The following is a 19,826-nucleotide window of genomic DNA, read 5'->3' as shown; positions in this document are numbered from 1 at the left end:
GCGCACATGAGCGGGCTGGCGCTGAACTGGCAGCTGACCGAACGCGCCGGCCGGCTGCTGCGGCGCACGCGCACCGCGCCGGCGTATAGGCTGTACTCGCTGACCGGCCACGCGCCGACGCGACCCGCGCTGGTGCATGTGGGCCCCGAGGCGGGTCGTGCGGTCGACGTGGAAGTGTGGGAGATCGACGCGGCGCACGGCGGCAGCTTCCTGCAGATGGTCGGCCCGCCGCTCGCGCTCGGCACGGTGGAGTTGTCCGACGGCACGCAGGAGCGCGGCTTCGTCTGCGAGCCGCGTGGCGTGGCAGCAGGGAGCAGCGCGCTCGACATCACGGCCTACGGCGGCTGGCGCGGCTTCCTCGCTTCGCTTGGTTGAGCACGGTCCTTGCAGCACTCCCGCGCAAGGAGGTCTCCGCCATGACCGACACCGCGCCATCCGACATCCTCGATTTCGTGCGCGCCAGCGCCCGGCTGCTGGAGCTGCCGCTCGACGAGGCGCAGCTCGCGCGCGTCGCGACGCACCTGGCCCGCACGCGCACGATGGTGGCGCCGCTGCGCCTGCTGCCGCTGGGTGCCGAGCTGGAGCCGGCCGAGATCTACTGCCCGGCGCCGTTCCCGGCCGAGGATCCGGCATGACCGCGCGGCATTCGGTGCACAGCGGCGGGATGAGCACAGGCATGTCGGTGGTGCGCGCGGTGCGCAGCGGCGAGATGCTGGCCGAAGAAGCGCTCGAGCACTGCATCGCGCGCATCGAGGTCTGCGACGCGCGCGTCAACGCCTTCACCGACGGCACCTTCGAGCGCGCGGTGCGCGAGGCGCGCGCGGTCGATGCGCAGCGCGCCCGCGGCGAGGTGCTGCCGGCGCTGGCCGGGCTGCCGTATGCGGTGAAGAACCTGTTCGACATCGAGGGCCTGACGACGCGTGCCGGCAGCAAGGTCCGCCAGGGCGAACCGCCGGCCACGGCCGACGCGGCACTGGTCGAGCGCCTGCGCGCGGCCGGCGCGGTGCTGGTCGGCGCGCTGAACATGGACGAGTTCGCGTACGGCTTCACCACCGAGAACAGCCACTACGGCCCGAGCCGCAACCCGCGCGACCTGGCGCGCACGGCCGGCGGATCGTCCGGCGGCTGCGGCGCCGCGGTCGCGGCCGGCCAGGTGCCGGTGACGCTCGGCTCCGACACCAACGGCTCGATCCGCGTGCCGTCGTCGCTGTGTGGCGTGTGGGGGCTGAAGCCGACCTTCGGGCGCCTGTCGCGGCGCGGCAGCTTCCCGTTCGTCGCGAGCCTCGACCACCTGGGCCCGTTCGCCCGCAGCGTCGAAGACCTGGCCGCCACCTACGACGCGATGCAAGGCCCCGACGCGGCGGACCCCGGCTGCCATGCCGAACGCGTGCAGCCGGCGCTGCAGCAGATCGGCCACCCGCTGACCGGCCTGCGCATCGGCGTGCTGGACGGCTACTTCGACGAGCACGCCGGGCCGGCGGCGCAGCGGGCGGTCGCGATCGCGGCCGAGGTGCTGCATGCGACCCAGCGCGTGCAGTGGCCCGATGCCGCGCTCGCGCGCGCCGCCGCCTTCGTGACCAGCGCGGCCGAGGGCGGCGCGCTGCATTTGCCGACGCTGCGCGAACGCGCGGCCGAGTACGAGCCGCTGTCGGTCGACCGCTTCATCGCCGGCGCGCTGCAGCCGGCCGAGTGGTATGTGCGGGCGCAGCGCTTCCGACGCCTGTACCGCGAGCGTGTCAACGCGCTGTTCGCCGACTGGGACGTGCTGCTCGCGCCGGCGACGCCGGTGCAGGCCACGCTGCTCGGTGCCGAGAGCTTCGACCTGAACGGCGTCGCGATGCCGACGCGCCCGTCGATGGGCCTGCTGACGCAGCCGGTGTCGTTCGCCGGCTGCCCGGTGGTGGCGGCGCCGCTGTGGCCGGACGGCCTGCTGAAGCTGCCGATCGGCGTGCAGGTGATCGCCGCGCCGTGGCGCGAGGACCTGGCGCTGCGCGTGGCGCGCGCGCTGGAAGCGAGCGGCGCGGCGGTGTCGCCGGTGGCCGGGATCTGAGGTCCGCACGCGCATGGAGATCAACCGCCCCGACGTGCTGGCCGCGCTGACCGCGGCCTTCGAGCGCTACGAGCGCGCGCTGGTCGGCAACGACGTCGCGGTGCTCGACGAGCTGTTCTGGGACAGCCCGCACACGCTGCGCTACGGCGTCGGCGAGAACCTGTACGGCATCGACGCGATCCGCGCGTTCCGCTCGGCGCGGCCGGCGACCGGCCTCGCGCGCAGCGTGCTGCGCACGCAGGTCACGACCTACGGCGAGGATTTCGCGACCACCCACATCGAGTTCCAGCGCGAGGGCGGCACGCGGCCCGGCCGGCAGACGCAGACCTGGATGAGAACCCCGGCCGGCTGGCGTGTGGTGTCGGCCCATGTAAGCTTGCTCGGATGAAACCGCTGGCCACGAAGATCACCCCGCGCGCCAACCCCCGCGAACTGACCCGCGCCGAAGGCGCCTACCGCCGCATCAAGGCGGCGATCTTCGACTTCGTGCTGCTGCCCGGCGACGGCTTCACCGAGAGCGACATGGCCGAGCGGCTCGAGATGTCGCGCACGCCGGTGCGCGAGGCGCTGTTCCGGCTCGAACTCGAAGGCTATGTGCAGGTGGCCTTCCGCAGCGGCTGGAGCGTGTCGCCGTTCGATTTCCGCAAGCTGGAGGAGCTGTACGACCTGCGAGTGGTGCTCGAAGCCACCGCGGTCGACCGGCTGTGCGCGGCCGAGCCGATGCCCGACCTCGGGCTGCTGAAGGCGACCTGGCTGGTGCCCGAGAAGGAGCGCAAGAGCGACACCGCCGAAGTCGCGGCGCTCGACGAGGCCTTCCATGCGACGCTGGTGTCGGCGGCCGGCAACCTGGAGATGGCGCGCGTGCATGCCGACGTGACCGACGGCATCCGCATCGTGCGCCGGCTCGATTTCACGCAGCCGCCGCGCATCAGCGCGACCTACGACGAGCACGCGAAGATCCTGAAGGCCATCCTGGCGCGGCGGGCGGACGCGGCCAAGCTGATGCTGCGCACCCACATCGAGGCGAGCAAGGCGGAGGTGCGCAAGATCACGCTGCACAAGCTGCACAGCGCGCGGCCGGTGGCCGGGGAGCTCTGACCCGGATTGGCATCCGGGCTACGCATACTGGTAGCCCGGATGCCAATCCGGGGGCATTGTTATGCTTGCCCCCCTGAAAACCCACGCCCACGAAGCGAAGGTGTGCCCATGTGGCTGAGATCGTTGTGGAGCTTGCTGCTCTGTTTCCCGCTGCTGGCGGCGGCCGCGCCCCCGGCCGCCCCGCTGGCCACGCTGACCATCGTCGACGGCGAGGCCGTGCTGATCCGTGAGGCCGCCCGCTTTGCGCCGGCCGAAGGCGTGCGCCTGCTGCGCGAAGACATCGTCGAGACCGGCACCCAGGGCCGCCTGCTGCGCATCGAGTTCCCCGACGGCCTGATCGCCGACCTCGGCCCCGCGACCCGGGTGCAGATCGCGCCGAAGCTCGCCGGCCGCCCGCCCGGCCGCTTCTACCTGCTGCAGGGCTGGGTCAAGGTGACGGCGCCGGCCTCGGCGGCCGGCCCGGTCTTCAACAGCCCGCTGTTCGATGCGACCGCCGTCGCGCAGCGCGCCGTCGTGTCGGTGCAGGCGCAGGATGCCTACGTGTTCGCCGAGGCCGGTGAGGTCGCGCTCGTCGAACTGCTCGACGGCCGGCCGCTCGGCAACCTCGCGCTGAAGGGCGAGCAGTTCATGACCCGCGCCGGCGCCCCGAAGGCCACCGTGGCAGCGCGCCCGAACGCCGCCTTCATCCAGCGCGTGCCGAAGGATTTCCTCGACACGCTGCCGGCGCGGCTGGAGCGCTTCAAGAACCGCGAGGTCGAGCCGGCGCGGCTCTCGGGCATCGCCTACGACGACGTGTCGGCCTGGATCGACGCCGAGGCCGGCCTGCGGGCGGGGTTCGTGCCGCGCTGGAAGGGCGAGGCCCGCAACGCGGATTTCCGGCGTGGCCTGGTCGGCACGCTGCGCGCCCACCCGGAGTGGGACCGCACGCTGTTCCCGGAAAAATACCTGCCCAAGAAGGTCGAAGGCCGACCATGACGCCGACGCATGCGTCCGCGCTGTTGCGTCCGTTTCCGCATCCCACTCGTAAGTCCCGGCACCACCCCAAGAGGCCCCATGAAGCTGCTGCTCAAATTCAACCTGGTGTTCCTGATCGTGTTCGCGCTCGGCCTGGGAGCTGCCGGCACCATCGCCCGCGCGCTGCTGCAGCAGAACGCCCACGATGAAGTGCTGGACCGCGCGCGGCTGCTGATGGAGAACGCGCTGGCGGTCAGCTCCTACACCGCGACGCAGATCGCGCCGCTGCTGGAGACGCAGATGAAGTACACCTTCCTGCCGCAGTCGGTGCCCGCCTACTCGTCGACCGAGGTGCTGAACACGCTGCGCAAGGACCACCCGGAGTACGCCTACAAGCCGGCGATGCTGAACCCGACCAACCCGCGCGACCGCGCGCAGGACTGGGAAGCAGACGTGATCCAGCAGTTCCGCCAGAACCCCGACCGCAGCGAGTTCGTCGGCCAGCGCGTGACGCCCACGGGCCCGGTCACCTACATCGCGCGGCCGATCAAGCTGTCGAACCCGGTGTGCCTGCGCTGCCACAGCACGGTCGAGGCGGCGCCGAAGCCGATGGTCGACAAGTACGGCCCGGCCAACGGCTTCGGCTGGACCATGACCGAGGTGCTGGGCGCGCAGATCGTGTCGGTGCCGATGTCGGTGCCGCTGGAGCGCGCCGACCGCGCCTTCCGCGTCGTGATGGCGCTGCTGGCCGGCGTGTTCCTGCTGATCGTGCTGGCGCTGAACCTGATGCTGTGGCAGTTGGTGCTCCGGCCGGTGAGCCGGCTGTCGACGCTGTCGGACCGGGTCAGCCTGGGCGAGCTCGACGCGCCGGAGTTCAACACGAAATCGCGTGACGAAATCGGCGTTCTGGCCGAATCCTTCGCCCGCATGCGCAAGAGCCTGGTGCATGCCTTGAAGCTCCTGGAGTGAAATACCTCGCGCGACCATGAAGCACCCTGAGCAACTCGGCAAGTACCCGATCACCGGCGTGATCGGCGAAGGTGCCATGGGCGTGGTGTACAAGGCGTTCGACCCGGTCATCCAGCGGGCGGTGGCGATCAAGACGATCCGCAAGCACCTGGTGGGCGAGGACCTGTCGGGTTCGTCGACCGCGGAGCGCTTTCGCAACGAGGCGCAGGCGGTCGGGCGCATGTCGCACCCGAACATCGTGCCGATCTACGAGTACGGCGAAGACGACGACACCGCCTTCATCGCGATGGAATACGTCGAGGGCCGCACGCTGTCGAAGATCCTGGCCGCCACCCCGCGCCTGCCCGAGGTCGACATCCTGAAGCTGATGGACCAGCTGCTCGACGCGCTGGACTGCGCGCACCGCCACGGCGTGTGGCACCGGGACATCAAGCCGGCCAACCTGATGGTCACCGCGACCGGGCAGCTGAAGGTGACCGACTTCGGCATCGCCCGCATCGAGTCGCAGGTGCTGACGCAGATCACCTCGACCATCGGCACGCCCGGCTACATGGCGCCGGAGCAGTACCTCGGCGAGAACGTGGACCACCGTGTCGACGTGTTCGCGGCCGGCGTGCTGCTGTACGGCATGCTGGTCGGGCAGGCGCCGTTCCGCGGTTCGCCCGAGACGGCGATGTACAAGGTGCTGAACGACGAGCCCACCGCGCCGAGCAAGATCGACATCGCGCCGCGGCCGCCGTTCTACGACAGCATCGTCGCGAGTGCGATGGCGAAGAAGCCGCAGGCGCGCTTCGCGAGCGCGGCGCTGTTCCGCCAGGCGCTCGCGAAGCGCGTGCTGCCGACCGACGACGATGAATCGGAAACGACCGTGATCATGGCCCCGCGCGCGGCCGGGCCGGCGTCGGCCGATCCGCATGCGCCGACGACGCCGCTGTCGGCCGGGTCGGGCCGCACGACCACGCCGCTGACCGGCTGGGATCCGCAGACGCTGGCACGCGTCGAGCTCGCGCTGGCCTCGTTCGTCGGGCCGGTGGCGAAGGTGCTGGTGCGCAACGCGGCGCGTTTCAGCACCGACCTGCCGGGCCTGGCAGCCAAGGTCTGCGAGCACCTGGGCAGCGATGCCGACCGGGCGCGCTTCACCGCGAAGCTGGGCGCGACCGGCACGCAGGCGATGTCGCACCCAGTGAACCCGTCGCTGCCGACCGGGCACCATGCGCTGACGGACGAGGTGGTCACGCAGTCGCGCAAGGTGCTGACGGCCCACCTCGGGCCGATCGCCGGGGTGCTGGTGAAGAAGGCGCAAGCCAAGGCGCAATCGCAGGAGCAGTTCCTCGCGCTGCTGGCGGAGAACGCGGCGGCGGGGAAGGAACGCGAGAAGTTGATCGAGGCGCTGCGGCGCGCGTGAGGCCGTGGCGGGCCGAGCGCCGGGCCGCCCCAAGCCGGCCCGCGTCCCCTCGGGGGACCGTCCGGTGTACCCACCGGGCGAGGGGTCGTCATCAACGGGACAACAACTCGATGTACGCCCGATAGCTGAAGCTGCGGTTCTTCTTCTGCCCGGTCAGTTCGGTCACGATGCCCGACTCCTCCAGCAGCTTCACCGCGGCCGTCGCCGTCGGGAAGGTGGTGTCCAGCTTCTGGCGCACCTGCTCGATCGTGAAGCGCGGCATCACCGGCAACAGCTCGAACAGGCGCAGGCTCACGGCGCCGATCCGCGGCACCGCCAGCAGGCGACGTCGATCGGCCGCCACCAGGCTGGCAATCGCGACGATGCCGCGCTCGGCTTCGTTGGCCGCAGCCCCTACCGCCTGCAGGAAGAAGCCCGTCCACCCTTCCCAATCGCCGTCGGTGCGCACGGCCGACAGGCGCCGGTAGTACTCCCGCTGGTGCAGCTTCAGGTAGCCGCTGAGGTACATCAACGGCTCGGGCAGCAGGCCCCACTGCTCCATCAGCGCCGCGATCAGCAGGCGGCCGATGCGGCCATTGCCGTCGAGGAACGGATGGATGGTCTCGAACTGCACATGGGCCAGCGCCACCCGCACGAGCGGCGGCAGCGACGGCTCGGGCTCGTGGATGAAACGCTCCAGGTCGCTGAGCAGCTCCGCGACGCGCTCGGGCGGTGGCGGCACGAACACCGCGTTGCCCGGCCGCGTGCCGCCGATCCAGTTCTGCGAGCGGCGCAACTCGCCCGGCTGCTTGCCCGCGCCGCGAGCACCGGCCAGCAGCAGGCGGTGCGCGTCGCACAGCAGGCGCACGCTCAACGGCAGGCCACGCGGCGCATGCAGGTTCTCGCGCACGAGGCGGAAGGCACGCAGGTAGTTGGTGACCTCCTCCACGTCGTCGGTGTTGGCGATGGCCAGGCCCGCTTCGTCGTCGAAGAGATCCGTCAGCGTGGCCTGCGTGCCTTCGATCTGCGAGGTGAGCAGCGCTTCCTTGCGGATGGCGCTGTACAACAGCCACTCGACCGACGGCACCAGGCCCGACACGCCCGACAGCCGCGCCAGCGCCAGCTCGGCGTCGCGCGAGCGGGTCTCGTAGGACTCCGGCGCCAGTACCGGGCGCATCGGTGGCAGCGGGCGCGGCACGAAGGCCCGCACGGCTTCACCTGCCGTGGTGCTCCTGACGTAGGTGCCGGTGCTGCGCATGGTATGAAAGCGGCCTTGAATGAGGCGCCATCATACTAAAGACTTCTTTAATTTGATCGAGCGGTATCAAAGCCCGCTTTCACAGCCCGCAGCGACGCCGTCCACCCGACGATCCCGCCCTGCGCGCGGATCATCGCCAGCGTCGCCGCCTTGAACTGCGGGAAGTACGAGCCGGTCGCCTCCTCGACCAGCAGGCATTCGTAGCCGCGGTCGTTGGCCTCGCGCATCGTCGTCTGCACGCACACCTCGGTCGTCACGCCGCCGAAGATCAGCCGCGTGATCTGCTGGTCCTGCAGCAGCTCCGCGAGCCGCGTGCCATAGAACGCGCCCTTGCCCGGCTTCGCGATCACCACGTCGCCGGCCTCGGGCATCAACTCCGGCACGAAGCCGGCCCCCGGCTCGCCCTCGATCAGGATGCGCCCCATCGGCCCCGGGTCGCCGATGCGCAGGCTCGGCTTGCCGCGCAGCCGCTTGGCCGGCGGGCAGTCCGACAGATCCGGCCGGTGGCACTCCTGCGTGTGCACCACCAGCACGCCGATCGCGCGGCACAGCGCGACCAGCTCGGCCGCCGCCGGCACCACCGGCGCCAGCAGCGACACGTCGTTGCCGAGCGCCGCGCCGAAGCCGCCCGGCTCGATGAAATCGCGCTGCATGTCGATCATCACCAACGCGGTGTGCGCCGGCTCGAACTCGAACGGGCCCGGCAGGGCATCGACCTGGATCATCAATGGCTCCCGCCCATGAAGCCGCCGAGGACGTGGCGGTCCGCCTGCAAGGCGTCGGCCTCGTGCACGATGCGCCCCTCGCTCATCACCGCGATGCGGTCCGACAGCGCCAGCAGCTCGTCCAGGTCCTCGCTGATCAGCAGCACCGCGCCGCCGCGGTTGCGCACGTCCATCAGCCGCTGGTGGATCTCGGCGACCGCCGCGAAATCGAGCCCGAACACCGGGTTCGAGACGATCAGCACCTCGGCGTCGTCGCTCAGCTCGCGCGCCAGCACCGCGCGCTGCACGTTGCCGCCACTCAGCGAACGGATCGGTGCCAGCTCGCTGCGCGTCTTGACGCCGAACTCGGCGATCAGTCGGCGTGCGCGCTCGCGCAGCACCGACGCGCGCAGCCAGCCGCCGCGCGCCGCGGGCGTTTGGTCGAAGGCACGCAGGCCGATGTTGTCCGAGACGCTCAGGTCGCCGACGCAGGCGTTGCGCAGCGGCTCTTCCGGCAGGCTGCGCACCTTCAGGCGCTGGTTCTGTGCGCGCGTCGCGGCGAAGCGTTCGCGCTGGTCACCGTGGCCGACCCACACTTCGCCCGATACGCGCCGGCGCTGGCCAACCAGCGCCTCGGCGAACTCGCGCTGGCCGTTGCCCGAGACGCCTGCCACTCCGACGATCTCGCCGGCATGCACGCTCAGGCTCAGGCCGTTGACTGCTGCCTGCCCGCGGTCGCCGTCGACCGTCAGCGATTCGATCGTCAGCCGCGCAGCACCACGTTCCTGCACGGCGCGCTGCGGCGGCGCGAACTCGCGCTTCGACTCGGCGGCGCCATCGTCCGCCGCACCGATCATCTCCGCCGCCAGTTGCCGCGGATCGGTCTCGGCCACCCGGTGCGCCGCGACCAGCCGGCCGCGCCGCAGCACGCTGACATCGTCCGCATATGCAGTGACCTCGCGGAACTTGTGCGTGATCAGCACGATGCTGCAATCGCCCGCATGCGCGCGGTCGCGCAGCAGGCCCAGCACCTCGTCGGCCTCCTGCGGCGTCAGCACCGAGGTCGGCTCGTCGAGGATCAAGAGCCGCGGCTTCAGCAGCAGCTGCTTCAGGATCTCCAGCTTCTGCTTCTGCCCGGCCGACAGCTGCTGCGGCGTCGCGTCGAGGTCGAGCTTGAACGGCGTGGTGTCGAGAAAGGCGGCGAGTTCCTCGCGCACCTTGGGCCAGTGGATGACGGCCGGCAGCCGGCCACGCGCGAGCAGCAGGTTCTCGGCCACCGTCATGCCGGGCACCACGGTGAAGTGCTGGTAGACCATGCCGATGCCGAGCTCGCGCGCGACCACCGGCGACGCGATGTCGTGCTCGCGGCCATCGATCAGCACGCTGCCTTCTTCGGCGCGCTGCCAGCCGACGACGCACTTCACCAGCGTGCTCTTGCCGGCGCCGTTCTCGCCGAGCAGCGCATGCACGGTGCCGGGCCGCACCGCGAGCGACACGCCGTCGAGCGCCGTGAAGGTGCCGAAGCGCTTGGTGAGTTGATACGTGTCGAGCGCCAGCGCACCGCTCGCCCGCGGCACCGGGTCCATCGGCGCGGTCATGCCTTCATCTCCCGCCGGAAGACTTCCAGCGTGTGCGCCTTCACGCGCACGAAGCGCTCGTCGGACACCGCCTCCGGCAGCCGCGGCCGCGGCATGTCGAAGGGTACGAACTCGGCGATGCGCGTCGGCCGGCGCGTCAGCAGCAGGATGTGGTCGGCCAGGAACACCGCGTCTTCCAGGTCGTGCGAGACGATCACCATCGTCACGCCGGTCGCGAGGTGTGCCTCCTGCAGCTTCTCGCGGATGAACAGCGTCATCTCGAAATCGAGCGCCGAGAACGGTTCGTCGAGGAACATCACCTCCGGCCGCGGCGCGAGCGCCCGCATGATGCACACCGTCTGCATCTGTCCGCCCGACAGCTCGTACGGGTAGCGCTTCAGGTCGAAGCGGATCTCGAACAGCTTCACCAGTTCGTCGACCCGCTCGCGCACCTGCGCTTCCTTCATGCCCTTGCGGCGCAGCGGGTAGGCGATGTTGTCCCAGGCGCTGATCCACGGGAACAGCGCATCGCGGTAGTTCTGGAACACGTAGCCGATGTTGGTCTGCTTCAGCGTCTTGCCGTCGAACAGGATCTCGCCGGCGTCCAGCGGGATCAGCCCGGCGATCATGTTCATCAGCGTCGACTTGCCGCAGCCGTTAGGGCCGAAGATCGACACGATCTCGCCGCGCGGCAGGTCGAGGTTGAAGTCGGTGTACAGCGGCGCGCCGGCGAACGACTTGCTCAGCCCGCGGATCGTCACGTGCGGCAGGTGGAGCACCGGCCCGCTCATGCCTTGCCGCTCCAGTGGATCAGCTTCTTCTCGACCAGCAGGAACGCGAGGTTCAGCAGGTAGCCGAGCGCGCCGGTGATCAGGATCGAGGTGTACATGTCCTTCACGTTGAAGACCTGCTGCGCGTCGATGATGCGGTGGCCGAGGCCGGTCTCGGAGCCGATGAACATCTCGGCGACGATGACGATCACCAGCGCCATCGACACCGCGCTGCGCAGCCCGACGAAGGTCTGCGCCAGGCTCTCCATCAGCATCACGTCCTTGAACACATGCCAGCGCGACACGCCCATGATCTGCGCCGCCATCACCCGCGTCTTCTTCGCGTTCATCACGCCGTAGGCGCTGTTGAACAGCACGATCAGCATCGCGCCGAAGCTCGCGATCGCGATCTTGTTGATGTCGGTGATGCCGAAGATCAGCATGAACAGCGGGATCAGCGCCGAGCTCGGCGTCGAGCGGAAGAAGTCGATCACGAACTCGACGCTGCGGTACGCCAGCTCGGAGCTGCCGAGCAGCACGCCCAGCGGCACGCCGATCAGCACCGCGATGCCGAACGCGGCCAGCGTGCGCCAGAGCGTGGACAGCAGGTCCGGCAGGATCGCGCCGCTGGTCACCGCACCCCACAGGTAGGCGAGCGTCTCGCCGGGCGGCGGCAGCAGCACCGGCTTGATCCATTTGGCCGAGATCACCAGCTCCCACAGGCCGAACAGCAGCAGCGGGCCGATCAGCGGGAGCAGTCGGCGGTCCATCAGTCGCGAGGCATTCATGGCACGGTCTCCGGTCGTCAGGCGGTGTAGAGCAGCGGTTTCACCGGCACCGCGCGCGAGAAGATCTTGCGCTCGGTGAACACGTCGAAGAACTTCTGGAAGGCGTCGATGTCGCTGGGCTTGAACTCGTTGTAGAGCGTGAAGCCCGACAGCGGCACCTCCTTCACCAGCGACGCGTCGATCGACGTGAAACCGTCGAGGTGGTTGCGCGACTCCTCGGGGTTCTTGCGCACATGCTCCACCGCCTTCGCGTACGCGGCGATGTACTTCTTTGCGTCGGCCGGGCGCTCCTTCAGCAGCGTGGTGGTCACGCTGGCCGAGCCGCCGAACCACGGCGCATCGGCATCGCCGAGCACGTACTTGCTGATCACGCCGGTCTCGAGCACGCGGGTCAGGCCCTTCAGGCGGCCTGCGGTGCCGGTGGGCTCGAGCGTGTAGACCGCGTCGATCTGCCCGCCGACGAGGGCCGGCACGTGCTGGCCGACCGGCAGCTCGGTGACCTGCGGGTTCGCGACACCGTTCTTCTCGAGCATGATCTTCGCGAGCGTGACGTTCTGAATGCCGGGGCCGCTGGCGATCCGCTTTCCCTCCAGGTCGGCGAGCGACTTGATCGGGCTGTCCTTCGCGACGACGAACTCGTCGAGCACCAGCTTGTGGTTCGACGGGTTGCTGCAGATGATCTTGAAGAGGCCGGGCGAGGTGATCTCGGCCAGTGCCAGCACCGCCGACGCGGTGCCGTTGGCCGAGCCGTGGATGCGGCCGGAGATCATCGCCTCGGCGACCTGCTGGGCGCTGGAGAACTTGACGCCTTCGACGTCGAGGCCGGCCTCCTTGAAGGTGCCGAGCTCGAGGCCGGCATACAGCGGCAGGCCGCTCGCGATCGGCCAGTAGCCGATCAGGATCTTGTCGTCCGCGGCGCGGGCGAAGGAGGCCGCGCCGAGCGAGGCGGCAGCGAGGGTTTGCAGGGTGCGGCGGCGGGTGATCATGGGGACTGCTCCTGGTGAATCTGGATCGCGTCGATCAATGCATTCGAATCGGCTACCGCGCCGAACACCCCGCCCTGCATCGTCACCATCTTCAGCGCCGCGAGGTGGTTGCCGAGGTCGGTCGCGGCGGTGCAATCGGAGAGGATCAGGCACTCGTAGCCGCGGTCGTTCGCGTCGCGCATCGTCGTGTGCACGCAGACATCGGTGGTGATGCCGGTCAGCACCAGGTTGCGGATGCCGCGGGTGCGCAGGATCAGCTCGAGGTCGGTCGCGTAGAACGAGCCCTTGCCGGGTTTGTCGATCACCGGTTCGCCGGGCAGCGGCGCGAGCTCGGGGATGAGCTCCCAGCCCGGTTCGCCGATCGTCAGGATGCGGCCGCAGGGCCCGACATCGCCGATGCCGATGCCGCCGGTGCCGATTTGCCGCGAACGCCAGCGCTTGTTGGCCGGCAGGTCGCTCAGGTCCGGGCGATGGCCTTCGCGGGTGTGGATCAGCAGGTGGCCGGCCTCGCGCATCGCGGCCATCAGGCGCTGCAGCGGCGCGATCGGCGCGCGCGTCAGGCCGATGTCGTAGCCCATCTTGTCGACGTAGCCGCCTTCGCCGCAGAAGTCGACCTGCATGTCGATCACGATCAGCGCGGTGTTGTCCGGACGCAGGTCGCCGTCGAACGGCCAGCGGTAGGGATCGGCGTTGACATGCTTGCTCACAGCGACACCCCCAGCTCGGCCGGCGCACCCTTGACCCGGCGCGTCGGCGAGCAGGTCCACACCAGGATCGCGAGCGTCAGCACGTACGGCACCGCATTGAAGAGGTAGTAGCCGCTGCTGAAGCCCACCGACTGCAAGGCCGGCCCGAGCGCGCCGGCGCCGCCGAACAGCAGCGCCGCGCCCAGGCAGCGCCACGGGCTCCAGCGCGCGAAGATCACCAGCGCCACCGCGATCAGCCCCTGCCCGCTCGACAGCCCTTCGTTCCAGCTGCCCGGGTAGTGCAGCGACAACGACGCACCACCCAGCCCCGCGATGAAGCCGCCGACCGTGGTGGCGGCGATGCGGATGCCGTTGACCGAGTAACCGAGCGAGCGCGCCGCATCGCTCGAATCGCCAGCCATGCGCAGCACCAGGCCCCAGCGCGTCGCCTTGAAGCCCCACGCGAGCAGCGCAGCGAGCGCGACGCCGATCGGGAACAGCGCGTTGATCTGCAGCGCCGAGCGGATCTGCGCCGAGCTGCTCCATTCGCCCAGCGCCAGTGCCGGGATCTGCGGCGCCTGCGGCTGGATCAGCGGCTTGCCGAGGTAGAACGCGAGCCCGCTGCCGAGCAGCATCAGCGCGATGCCGGTGGCGATGTCGTTGACGCGCGGCAGCGAGCACACCAGGCCGTGCAGCAGCGCGAGCGCCGCGCCCGACAGGCCGCCGACCAGCACGCCGACCCAGGCCGAGCCGCTGAGGTACGCGCCGCCGAAGCCGCTCATCGCCGAGAACACCAGCACGCCCTCGAGGCCGAGGTTGATGCGCCCGGCCTTTTCGGTGACGCATTCGCCGAGGCTGACCATCAGGAACGGCGTGCCGACGCGGACCGCGCCGCCGAGCACGGCGATCAGCACGTTGAGGAACAATTCGGTGCTGGTCATGTGCTCACCTGCGCGGAGGTCGGCACGACGACCGGTGCCGCGGCTGGCGTCGCCCGCACGACGAACAGCTTGCCGCGCAGCGCCTCGCTCGCGAGGATCAGCAGGAAGGCAAACCCCTGCAGCACCAGCACCGACGCATCGGGCAGGTCCATGCGCCGCTGCAGCAGGCTGCCGGCCGCGCCGAAGCCGCCGAACAGCACCGCCACCGGCATCACGACCCACGGGTTGTGGCGCGCGACGAAGGACACCAGGATGCCGCTGTAGCCGAGGCCGGCGATCAGCGCGGCGTTCGCGCTGGTGTGCACCGCCAGCACCTCGATGCCGCCGGCGAGCCCGGCGCACGCGCCGCCGATCGCGCAGGCGATGACGATCAGGCGCGTGCCCGGGAGGCCGACCAGCAGCGCGGCGCGCAGGTTGCCGCCGACCACGCGCGTCGCGAAGCCGGACGGCGTCTGGAACAGCCACAGACCGAGCGCGATGCAGGCGACGATGCCGAAGGCCAGGCCCCAGTGGATGTCGCTGCCGCCGATGCCGCCGATCAGCAGCGCGTCGGCGATGGGCCGGGTCGACGGCTTGTTCAGGCTGGCCGGGTCGCGCAGCGGGCCTTCGACGAGGTGTTTGAAAAGGGCGATGGCGATGTACGCGAGCAGCAGGCTGCTGATCGTTTCGTTGACGCCGCGCCGCTGGCGCAGCACGCCGACCAGCGCGATCCAGGCCGCACCGGCCGCGCCGGCGGCGAGCAACAGCAGCGCGCTGCCGAACGCGTTGGCCGGCGGCGTGATGACGGAGGGCAAGGTCGCGCACGCGAGGCCGCCCAGCACCAGCGCGCCCTCGCCGCCGATCACGACCAGGCCGGCGCGCGCGGGAATCGCGACGCACAGCGCGGTGAGCATCAGCGGTGCCGCGCGCTGCAGCGAGTTCTGCCACGAGAACCAGTCGCCGAACGCGCCCTTGAACAGCAGCGTCCACGCGTCAACCGGGCTCTTGCCGCCGAACCACACGAAGGCGCCGAACAGCAGCAGCGCACCGCCCATCGCGAGCAGCGGCAACGCGACCGATTCCAGCGTGTCGGCGTGGCGCGCGTTCATCTCACGCGCCGGTCTTGCCGACGACGCCTTCAACGAGGTAGTTCATTCCTTCGAGCGTGGCATCGGTCTGCTTGAACACCTTGCCCGCCTCGATGATCGTCTTGCCGGCGTTGTCCTTCAGCGGGCCCTTGAAGATGTCCAAGCTGCCCTTCAGCATCGCGGCCTTCACGTCGTCGGCCGCCTTCTTCGCCGGCGCCGACACCATCGAACCATACGGCGAGGGCTTCACGAAGCCTTCCTTCAGCCCGCCACGCACGAAGTTCGGATGCGGCTTGCCGGTGCGCGCCGCATCGATGATGGTCTTGTACGCGGTGATCCAATTCCATTCGGCGCCGGTCAGGTACGCGGCCGGCGCGAGCTTGGCCTGGCTCGCGTGGTAGCCGCAGACGAACTTGCCGCGCTTGGCGGCCGTCTCGACGATCACCTTCGGCCCGTCGACGTGCATCGTGAACACGTCGATGCCCTGGTCGGCCAGGCTGTTGGTGGCCTCGGCCTCCTTGACCGGCATCGACCAGTCGCCGGTGAAGATCACCGTGGTCGTGATCGACGGGTCGACCGAGCGCGCGCCCATCGTGAACGCATTGATGTTGCGCAGCACCTGCGGGATCGGCTTGGCCGCGATGAAGCCGAGCTTCTTGCTCTTGCTCATGTGGCCGGCGACGACGCCGTTCAGGTACTGGCATTCGTCGATGTAGCCGAAGAAGCTGCCGGTGTTCTTCGGGTGCTTGCCCTCGGTCCACATGCCGCCGCAATGGGCGAAGCGCACGTTCGGGTTCTTGCCCGCCACCGCGAGCATGTGCGGGTCGAAGTAGCCGAACGAGGTGGGGAACAGCAGCGTCGCACCGTCCTGCGAGATCATGCCCTGCATGGCCTTCTGCACGGCCGTGGTCTCGGGGACGTTCTCTTCCTCGACCGCCTTGATGCCGGGCAGCTTCTTGATCTCGGCCACCGCCTCGGCATGCGCCTGGTTGTAGCCGAAGTCGTCCTTCGGGCCGACGTAGATGAAGCCGACGGTGATCGGCGCCTGCGCGTTCGCGAGGCTGCCGAATCCACCCAGCGCGAGCGCCGCGCCGGCGCCCTTCAGCAGATCCCGCCGATGGAGTCCGGCCGCTGCACTCTCGTGCGTCATGTCATGCGTCATCTCTGCGCTCCTGTGCGTCACCGCGTGGGAGGGTTCGCAGGAGTCGTGCCCGTTCGCCAGTGCACGATCCCGATCGCCCCTGTTTAGAACACCTTCTTGTATACATGCAACGGGCGTGCCAGCCGGACGACGCGGGGCAGAGCGGGGAGAGACGGTGGAGGAGCGCTCCGCGAGGATCCCAAACGGGGGCACGATGAAGTGGCGGGAGCGCCAAGCGCGGGCGGCGTGGCACCAAAAGCGACCAGCCTGAAAGCCCGGACCGCGGCCGGCCGATGGCCAGCTGCCAGTCCGCAGCGACAACCCGCTTCTGCCACTGGACGAGGCGACGATTCCGCGCTTGGTGCGCAAGATCGGCCGGCTGGTCGTGGTGCACGAGGTCGTCACGTCATGCGGCATGGGCGCTGAGATCGCAGCGATCGTTGGAGAGAAGGTGTTCACGTCGCTGAAGGCGCCGGTCCGGCGCATCACCCGGCCGGACGCACCGGACGCGGCGTCTTGGGTGCTGGAGCAGGCGGGGTGCCGCAGGCCAAGACGATCGCGCGGGCAGCGATCGAGCCGGTCGATGCGCAGATTGCAGATATCGCCTGATCGCGGCGGTTGCTCTGCCAGTGGTAGCTATGCGGGTGTCAGCTTGCCTTGCTCGGCGGATCCGCCTCACCAACGACTCCGACAAACATGGCCATCGCCCGGGCATGCATCTCGTTCGTTTGCTGCCGAAGCTCCTCGCTATCACCCTCTAACCCAAGCTCCTCCCGACACGCGGCCATGACCAACTGGATTTGCAGCATGGCTTGGGCGTTTGAGGTCAGCATTGATTCTTGGACCTTTCGAACCTTCGGTTGGAGTTCCTCCTGCGACTCGTCCACGATTTTTTTACAGTCATCGATGATGTGCGCCTGTACCTTCAACAGCCCCCTGAGTTCATTCGCGATACGTTGATCGTCGCCTTTGTATATGCGATTGTTGTCGAGTGCATCGACGATCTTCCAACGCTCCGCCACTGCGTTCCTGACGCGGTCCTGAGCCCACACGATGCGTTCTTTGAGTCCCTGCAATGGTCGAACACTCGCGGCCACGTTTCCGAATAGCTCCATGAGCTGTGAATGCAGTTCGCGGATCTTGTACGCAGTCCCTGGTCCAGACAGAAGCCACGTCTTGTTGACCGCCACGGCAAGCTCTGAAAGCGTCTTCGTCACGTACTCCTCCTTGTCGAGTAGATCCATCGTTGGCATAGAGCCGATCAGGCCTTGCATGCGAATGCATGCTTCGATCATCTCGGAGTACAGGTTGCGCCGAGCTTCCATGAGGCGTGCACGGGTCGCCTGCTCCTCGGAATGCTGACGCTCTGCAACTGCCTCTTCGCGTGAATGAATTCGGTCCAAAGTTGCCTGCTGCCTGCTGTGGTCGCGGCTTCGAATTCCCTCACGAGCGGCAGCCGCAAGTTCTTGCCGCATGCGTTTGTGAGCGAACCACAGAGAAATCGCGACCCCGGAGAAAGTTAGCAACCCGACGAGAAGCGCCACGCTCGCAGCGATGGCGCCCGCGAGCAGTACCGGATTCGCCAGCATGTATTGCCAGCCAAATTCGACGTACGCTTGCGGGGGCTTCTCAGCGACGACGGTCAGCGCCTTTGTCGATTGCGCGGAACCAATAGGCGACAGGATCTCGAGAGAAACCGTTGCAGCAGGTGAGGAAGCAGGAATCATGAGTACGCCCCTACGGTACAACTACCGTCCATTCCGGAGATTGTCAGGGCGCCTTGTCGACCTCGTCGTGCGCGCCCAAGGTGCGGAAGTAGGCCACGCCCTTCTCGACGGTGAAGCTGGCCTTGCAAGAGTCGTTGGCGGTCGCGTGCATCGTCCAGACCGGAACCTGCAGCTCAGACTCCAGCGCAGAGCGAACCGTCCGACTCTTGAGCTGATGAACGTGCAAGCCCGGTGGAATCGGGTCTTGCCGCGGCAGCAGGGCAATGCGTTCGAAGACTTCAGCCAGCACCGCGGGGTCGAGCTTCTTCAACTGCCGGCGGAACTGCGAGTTGCCGACATCAATGCTCTCGATGAGGAACCCGGCCATTCACAGACGGGCGAACAACTTCCTGACTTCTTCGGGTGTGGATGCAGTCCAGCCAGCGTCACGGTGCGCACGATCGGCATCGTGTTCAAGCACATCCGTCTTCAGGGCCAGAACTTCCGCGAACAGATCCGACGACGCAGCAAGCAACAGACGAACCGCTTCGAGCAACTCCTCGCGCAATCGGCGACGGGAGTTGGGTTTGCTCAGCATCGCTTGCAGATCCAGGAGATGCGCGCGCAACACTTGCACGTTCCTCGCGAAATGATCAAGTGACTCGCAGAGGCTGAAATCCTCATCCGTGAGGCCTTCGCCCTTGTCATCGGCGATCCAGGAACGGGCACCGCGAAACCACACCGCTTGCTGCGCCAGTCGCCCGGCCGTCTTCTCGAAATAGCGGGAGAGCACGCGATCGCCGAGCATCGGAAATACCGTGGCCAGCTGCATGACAAGGCCCATCGGCTTGTTGTCGCGCTCCGCTTGCGCTACCTGGAGGGAAACGAGAGCTCGCAATTGGATGGCGTGTGACATGGCAGGCCGGTGGGAGGGTTCGGCCGACTGTACCGGAGGGCACACCCGGACCGAAACCAGTCCCTATGACCCTAGTTGGAACCCTTGATCAAGCGCCCGCTCGCCGACTGGATCGGCCGCGCATTCATCGGGTACAGCCGCGAGAAGATGCCGATCTGCTCCGGCGAAATGCCCACGGGCTGCTTCATCACCATCCACAGCACGCCTTCGCTGCACGGCGGCGTCGTCAACGAACCCATGTAGGTGTAGTAGCCGCGCTCGGACGGCAGCAGCGCGTTCAGGTCGAGCGTCGCACGCGCGGCGACCTCGTCGCCCTTCTCCAGCGGCAGGTTGTTCCACACCATCTGCACGAGCGGCTGCACGCTGCCGCGGTCCAGCAGCACCGCGACCACCGCGAGCTTGCCTTCGAGATCCTTGTGCACCAGGTGCGCGACCATGTCGAACTGGCGGCCGTTGATGCGCTCTTCGGACGGCCGATGGAAGTGGAACTGCACGAGCTCGAAGCGGCGCCCCATCACCTCGATCGAGTTGCCCGGCGCCACGTTGACCTGCACCGTGTGGCCGTTGTCCAGCACCTTGAAGCTGCTGGGCTTGTAGTCGAACTGCACCGGATCGAGCTGCACCGAGATGCCATCGCGGATGTCGATCGGGCTCTGGCGCTTGCCGGCCGAGCACGCGCTGAACTCGGGCTTCAGCTTGCTCCAGTTCTCCGGCGCGCCGTCGCCGTTGTAGTCCCAGTGCGGCGACGCACCGTGCGCGGCCACGGCCGAACGCGACGGGCGCGCGGCGATCGCATGCGGCTCGGCGGCGTCGGGCGCGGCCGCATTGCCG

Annotated in this window: 22 protein-coding genes and 1 pseudogene; 9 read left to right on the top strand and 14 right to left on the bottom strand. The window is 68.7% G+C overall.

Annotated elements, in window-relative coordinates:
- The 8 genes from ACXJLU_RS28155 to ACXJLU_RS28120 form a co-directional block, all read left to right on the top strand.
- Positions 1-375 (top strand): allophanate hydrolase-related protein (locus ACXJLU_RS28155; protein ID WP_457336704.1); only part of this gene is annotated, 375 nt, incomplete at its 5' end.
- A 41-nt stretch (positions 376-416) separates the two neighbouring features.
- Complete coding sequence (locus ACXJLU_RS28150; RefSeq protein WP_073467398.1) at positions 417-635, top strand: DUF4089 domain-containing protein; 219 nt, start codon at positions 417-419, stop codon at positions 633-635.
- A complete protein-coding gene (locus tag ACXJLU_RS28145; RefSeq protein ID WP_457336702.1) occupies positions 632-2,050 on the top strand; it encodes an AtzE family amidohydrolase in 1,419 nt (472 codons plus the stop codon). Before ACXJLU_RS28150 ends, ACXJLU_RS28145 begins: the two co-directional genes overlap by 4 nt.
- Before the next feature lie 13 nt (positions 2,051-2,063).
- Positions 2,064-2,438: an oxalurate catabolism protein HpxZ gene (gene hpxZ, locus ACXJLU_RS28140; RefSeq protein WP_457336700.1), complete on the top strand. Its 375-nt coding sequence runs from the start codon at positions 2,064-2,066 to the stop codon at positions 2,436-2,438.
- Positions 2,435-3,148 (top strand): GntR family transcriptional regulator, encoded by a 714-nt coding sequence (locus ACXJLU_RS28135; RefSeq protein ID WP_457336698.1) that lies wholly within the window; start codon positions 2,435-2,437, stop codon positions 3,146-3,148. Before hpxZ ends, ACXJLU_RS28135 begins: the two co-directional genes overlap by 4 nt.
- A gap of 108 nt (positions 3,149-3,256) precedes the next feature.
- On the top strand, positions 3,257-4,123 hold the full coding sequence (locus tag ACXJLU_RS28130; protein ID WP_457336696.1) for a FecR family protein: 867 nt from the start codon (positions 3,257-3,259) through the stop codon (positions 4,121-4,123).
- Between the two features lie 78 nt (positions 4,124-4,201).
- Complete coding sequence (locus ACXJLU_RS28125) at positions 4,202-5,071, top strand: Tll0287-like domain-containing protein (RefSeq protein WP_457336694.1); 870 nt, start codon at positions 4,202-4,204, stop codon at positions 5,069-5,071.
- A 16-nt stretch (positions 5,072-5,087) separates the two neighbouring features.
- On the top strand, positions 5,088-6,476 hold the full coding sequence (locus ACXJLU_RS28120) for a serine/threonine-protein kinase (RefSeq protein ID WP_457336692.1): 1,389 nt from the start codon (positions 5,088-5,090) through the stop codon (positions 6,474-6,476).
- Positions 6,477-6,567: 91 nt separating this feature from the next.
- On the opposite strand, the gene ACXJLU_RS28115 is transcribed toward ACXJLU_RS28120, so the two are convergent.
- Genes ACXJLU_RS28115 through ACXJLU_RS28070 form a run of 10 tightly spaced genes read right to left on the bottom strand, consistent with a single transcriptional unit; the run spans position 6,568 to position 16,394 of the window.
- On the bottom strand, positions 6,568-7,713 hold the full coding sequence (locus ACXJLU_RS28115) for a Fic family protein (RefSeq protein ID WP_457336690.1): 1,146 nt from the start codon (positions 7,711-7,713) through the stop codon (positions 6,568-6,570).
- A 47-nt stretch (positions 7,714-7,760) separates the two neighbouring features.
- Positions 7,761-8,438 (bottom strand): cysteine hydrolase family protein, encoded by a 678-nt coding sequence (locus ACXJLU_RS28110; protein WP_457336688.1) that lies wholly within the window; start codon positions 8,436-8,438, stop codon positions 7,761-7,763.
- Positions 8,438-10,015, bottom strand: coding sequence for an ABC transporter ATP-binding protein (locus tag ACXJLU_RS28105; RefSeq protein WP_457336686.1), 1,578 nt, complete (start codon positions 10,013-10,015; stop codon positions 8,438-8,440). Before ACXJLU_RS28105 ends, ACXJLU_RS28110 begins: the two co-directional genes overlap by 1 nt.
- Entirely contained in the window at positions 10,012-10,785 is a 774-nt protein-coding gene (locus ACXJLU_RS28100; protein WP_457336685.1) for an ABC transporter ATP-binding protein, read from the bottom strand. Before ACXJLU_RS28100 ends, ACXJLU_RS28105 begins: the two co-directional genes overlap by 4 nt.
- Positions 10,782-11,552 (bottom strand): ABC transporter permease, encoded by a 771-nt coding sequence (locus ACXJLU_RS28095; RefSeq protein WP_457336683.1) that lies wholly within the window; start codon positions 11,550-11,552, stop codon positions 10,782-10,784. The genes ACXJLU_RS28100 and ACXJLU_RS28095 overlap by 4 nt, the downstream gene beginning before the upstream one ends.
- 17 nt (positions 11,553-11,569) lie before the next feature.
- Positions 11,570-12,538 carry an ABC transporter substrate-binding protein gene (locus ACXJLU_RS28090; RefSeq protein ID WP_457336681.1) on the bottom strand — a complete coding sequence of 323 codons (969 nt, stop codon included), beginning with the start codon at positions 12,536-12,538 and terminating at the stop codon, positions 11,570-11,572.
- Complete coding sequence (gene biuH, locus ACXJLU_RS28085; protein ID WP_457336679.1) at positions 12,535-13,245, bottom strand: biuret amidohydrolase; 711 nt, start codon at positions 13,243-13,245, stop codon at positions 12,535-12,537. The genes ACXJLU_RS28090 and biuH overlap by 4 nt, the downstream gene beginning before the upstream one ends.
- A complete protein-coding gene (locus ACXJLU_RS28080) occupies positions 13,242-14,165 on the bottom strand; it encodes an ABC transporter permease (RefSeq protein WP_457336677.1) in 924 nt (307 codons plus the stop codon). Before ACXJLU_RS28080 ends, biuH begins: the two co-directional genes overlap by 4 nt.
- A complete protein-coding gene (locus ACXJLU_RS28075) occupies positions 14,162-15,253 on the bottom strand; it encodes an ABC transporter permease (protein WP_457336675.1) in 1,092 nt (363 codons plus the stop codon). Before ACXJLU_RS28075 ends, ACXJLU_RS28080 begins: the two co-directional genes overlap by 4 nt.
- 1 nt (position 15,254) lies before the next feature.
- Positions 15,255-16,394 (bottom strand): BMP family ABC transporter substrate-binding protein, encoded by a 1,140-nt coding sequence (locus tag ACXJLU_RS28070; protein ID WP_457336673.1) that lies wholly within the window; start codon positions 16,392-16,394, stop codon positions 15,255-15,257.
- Between the two features lie 280 nt (positions 16,395-16,674).
- Between ACXJLU_RS28070 and ACXJLU_RS28065 the strand changes: the two are divergent.
- A pseudogene (locus tag ACXJLU_RS28065) lies at positions 16,675-16,890 on the top strand (transketolase C-terminal domain-containing protein); the annotation flags it as partial.
- 130 nt (positions 16,891-17,020) lie between these two features.
- Here the strand turns inward: ACXJLU_RS28065 and ACXJLU_RS28060 are convergent.
- The 4 genes from ACXJLU_RS28060 to ACXJLU_RS28045 all read right to left on the bottom strand — a co-directional run.
- Positions 17,021-18,100 (bottom strand): hypothetical protein, encoded by a 1,080-nt coding sequence (locus ACXJLU_RS28060; RefSeq protein WP_457336671.1) that lies wholly within the window; start codon positions 18,098-18,100, stop codon positions 17,021-17,023.
- A gap of 43 nt (positions 18,101-18,143) precedes the next feature.
- Positions 18,144-18,467 (bottom strand): hypothetical protein, encoded by a 324-nt coding sequence (locus tag ACXJLU_RS28055; RefSeq protein WP_457336669.1) that lies wholly within the window; start codon positions 18,465-18,467, stop codon positions 18,144-18,146.
- Complete coding sequence (locus ACXJLU_RS28050) at positions 18,468-18,995, bottom strand: hypothetical protein (protein WP_457336667.1); 528 nt, start codon at positions 18,993-18,995, stop codon at positions 18,468-18,470.
- Positions 18,996-19,066: 71 nt separating this feature from the next.
- Positions 19,067-19,826: carbonic anhydrase (locus ACXJLU_RS28045; RefSeq protein ID WP_457336665.1), on the bottom strand; the 760-nt coding region annotated here is incomplete at its 5' end.

This window comes from Rhizobacter sp. P5_C2 (assembly GCF_054049715.1).
This window is presented reverse-complemented; position numbering and strand designations above follow the sequence as displayed.

Excerpts from the sequence above, each read along its gene's own strand:
- ACXJLU_RS28115 (WP_457336690.1), bottom strand. The coding sequence starts at position 7,713 with ATGCGCAGCACCGGCACCTACGTCAGGAGCACCACGGCAGGTGAAGCC.
- ACXJLU_RS28055 (WP_457336669.1), bottom strand. The coding sequence starts at position 18,467 with ATGGCCGGGTTCCTCATCGAGAGCATTGATGTCGGCAACTCGCAGTTC.
- ACXJLU_RS28080 (WP_457336677.1), bottom strand. The coding sequence starts at position 14,165 with ATGACCAGCACCGAATTGTTCCTCAACGTGCTGATCGCCGTGCTCGGC.
- ACXJLU_RS28110 (WP_457336688.1), bottom strand. The coding sequence starts at position 8,438 with ATGATCCAGGTCGATGCCCTGCCGGGCCCGTTCGAGTTCGAGCCGGCG.
- ACXJLU_RS28100 (WP_457336685.1), bottom strand. The coding sequence starts at position 10,785 with ATGAGCGGGCCGGTGCTCCACCTGCCGCACGTGACGATCCGCGGGCTG.
- ACXJLU_RS28150 (WP_073467398.1), top strand. The coding sequence starts at position 417 with ATGACCGACACCGCGCCATCCGACATCCTCGATTTCGTGCGCGCCAGC.
- ACXJLU_RS28060 (WP_457336671.1), bottom strand. The coding sequence starts at position 18,100 with ATGATTCCTGCTTCCTCACCTGCTGCAACGGTTTCTCTCGAGATCCTG.
- ACXJLU_RS28135 (WP_457336698.1), top strand. The coding sequence starts at position 2,435 with ATGAAACCGCTGGCCACGAAGATCACCCCGCGCGCCAACCCCCGCGAA.
- ACXJLU_RS28105 (WP_457336686.1), bottom strand. The coding sequence starts at position 10,015 with ATGACCGCGCCGATGGACCCGGTGCCGCGGGCGAGCGGTGCGCTGGCG.
- ACXJLU_RS28145 (WP_457336702.1), top strand. The coding sequence starts at position 632 with ATGACCGCGCGGCATTCGGTGCACAGCGGCGGGATGAGCACAGGCATG.
- ACXJLU_RS28075 (WP_457336675.1), bottom strand. The coding sequence starts at position 15,253 with ATGAACGCGCGCCACGCCGACACGCTGGAATCGGTCGCGTTGCCGCTG.
- ACXJLU_RS28090 (WP_457336681.1), bottom strand. The coding sequence starts at position 12,538 with ATGATCACCCGCCGCCGCACCCTGCAAACCCTCGCTGCCGCCTCGCTC.
- ACXJLU_RS28125 (WP_457336694.1), top strand. The coding sequence starts at position 4,202 with ATGAAGCTGCTGCTCAAATTCAACCTGGTGTTCCTGATCGTGTTCGCG.
- ACXJLU_RS28070 (WP_457336673.1), bottom strand. The coding sequence starts at position 16,394 with ATGACGCATGACATGACGCACGAGAGTGCAGCGGCCGGACTCCATCGG.
- hpxZ (WP_457336700.1), top strand. The coding sequence starts at position 2,064 with ATGGAGATCAACCGCCCCGACGTGCTGGCCGCGCTGACCGCGGCCTTC.
- ACXJLU_RS28130 (WP_457336696.1), top strand. The coding sequence starts at position 3,257 with ATGTGGCTGAGATCGTTGTGGAGCTTGCTGCTCTGTTTCCCGCTGCTG.
- ACXJLU_RS28095 (WP_457336683.1), bottom strand. The coding sequence starts at position 11,552 with ATGAATGCCTCGCGACTGATGGACCGCCGACTGCTCCCGCTGATCGGC.
- ACXJLU_RS28050 (WP_457336667.1), bottom strand. The coding sequence starts at position 18,995 with ATGTCACACGCCATCCAATTGCGAGCTCTCGTTTCCCTCCAGGTAGCG.
- ACXJLU_RS28120 (WP_457336692.1), top strand. The coding sequence starts at position 5,088 with ATGAAGCACCCTGAGCAACTCGGCAAGTACCCGATCACCGGCGTGATC.